The 977-nt window shown below is 75.6% G+C and carries 1 protein-coding gene and 1 pseudogene; one reads left to right on the top strand and one right to left on the bottom strand.

What is annotated here, in order from left to right; translation table 11 throughout:
• Window positions 1-107 precede the first annotated feature (107 nt).
• Window positions 108-346: pseudogene (locus tag ACZ4NT_RS19860) on the bottom strand (NAD(P)-dependent oxidoreductase); the annotation flags it as partial.
• A gap of 204 nt (window positions 347-550) precedes the next feature.
• On the opposite strand from ACZ4NT_RS19860, the gene ACZ4NT_RS19855 reads away from it, so the two are divergent.
• Window positions 551-826, top strand: a complete 276-nt coding sequence (locus ACZ4NT_RS19855) for a hypothetical protein (RefSeq protein WP_121409348.1) — start codon at window positions 551-553, stop codon at window positions 824-826.
• The last annotated feature ends 151 nt before the right edge of the window (window positions 827-977 follow it).

Below are 977 nucleotides of genomic sequence, written 5' to 3'. Positions count from 1 at the left end.
GAAAAAAAACCCCCCCAACCCGCACGGTGGGTGAGCGTCCTGCCCCCCCCTCCCCCTTTTGCGGCGCTTTTCCCGCCCCCCCCCCTTCCGTGGGTGCGCCCCCCCCGGTCCGCCAGCAGGTCGATCACCCCCGTGAGGTCCTCCTCGCCGCCGCCCTCGGCCAGGCGACGGCGCATCAGCGCGAAGTACGGGCTGAGCAGTTCCGTGCCGACCGCCTGCTGCTCGGCGGTGCCCAGGAGGGTCGGCCGGCCACCTGCACGGCGAGGCTGGAGACGACGCCCCGGGTGCAGTCCCCGCTGCGCAACTGCGCGGCGGTCCGATGCACGGCCGGTGCCATCGCGAGGAGCCGACCGAGGACGGCGTACGCCTCGATGACGCCCTGGAGCCGCTGGCCGCCTGGGGTCGCGCGCGGCCGGCCACCCGACGGCCGGCACAGCGGGCGGCCCAGGGTCCGGAGTGAAGGTGCGAGCCCCTGCTGCGGCACGGGCTGCCCGCCGCGGCCGCACCCGGGCCGGGGCGGTTGTCAGTGCCGGGTGGGAGGCTGCTCGGTATGGATGAGCAGCAGTTCATGCGCGGCCGGGTCTACGGGGCCGACCATGACGATCCTGACCCCGGCCCCAAGCCCGGGCACGACTACGTGGAACTGACCGGCGGCCCCCTGGACGGGCTGCTGCTGGACGTCACCGACCACCCCGGCCACCACCGGGGCCAGGACGTGGCGCTGCCGACGGAGATAGGCCGCTACGGCCCCGGTGGCCGCGCCCTGTACGGCCCCAGACCCGGCGACGGGCGCCGCCGCTACGACTGGCACGGTGACACCCCCTGACGGTCGTGTCGGACCGTTCAGGGGTGTCACCCGCGTGGGGGGGGGGGGGGGGGGGGCGGGGGCGGGGGCGAGGGAGGGGGAGGGAGAGGGGGGGAGCGGGGGAAACCACCAACCCACAAGAGCACCCCTCCCCTCGCTGCTCCTGCCCTAC

Source organism: Streptomyces sp. NPDC026417, from assembly GCF_055567695.1.
Note: the sequence above shows the minus strand (reverse complement) of the source record. Positions and strands in the feature narration are given on the sequence as shown.

What these genes read in the sequence shown, in the direction of transcription:
- ACZ4NT_RS19855 (WP_121409348.1), top strand. Translation starts at nt 551, where the DNA reads ATGGATGAGCAGCAGTTCATGCGCGGCCGGGTCTACGGGGCCGACCAT.